The sequence below is a fragment of the Streptomyces sp. SID13726 genome, from assembly GCF_010548375.1.
Taxonomy (GTDB): domain Bacteria; phylum Actinomycetota; class Actinomycetes; order Streptomycetales; family Streptomycetaceae; genus Streptomyces.
In genome coordinates, this window is sequence record NZ_JAAGLY010000601.1 from 1 (window position 1) to 416 (window position 416).

1 protein-coding gene is annotated in these 416 nt (G+C 75.2%); it reads left to right on the plus strand.

The window, feature by feature from the left end:
• A partial coding sequence (locus G3I78_RS49330; protein ID WP_164437196.1) for a nitronate monooxygenase occupies positions 1-416 on the plus strand: 416 nt, incomplete at both ends.

Genomic DNA, 416 nt, shown 5'->3' on the forward strand with positions numbered 1-416 from the left:
GGCGAGGCCAGCTGGTACGAGCTGTCCCTGGCCGACGAGGACATCATCGGCACCAGCGACGACGGCTACGACGCCAAGCTCGCCATCCTCCTCGAAGACCCGGTCCCCGTGGTCTCGTTCACCTTCGGCTGCCCCGCGCCCGCGGTCCTCGCCGCCCTGCGCCAGGCCGGTACGTACTCCGTCGTCACCGTCACCTCGGTCGACGAGGCCCGCACCGCCCGGGCCGCGGGCGCCGACGCCCTCTGCGTCCAGGGCGTGGAGGCCGGCGGCCACCAGGGCACCCACCGCGACGACCCGCAGACGGACGGCACGGCGGGCGTGGGCCTGCTCGCGCTGGTGGCCCAGGTACGGGAGGCGGTGGACCTCCCGATCATCGCGGCGGGCGGCCTGATGCGCGGCTCGCAGATCGCGGCGCT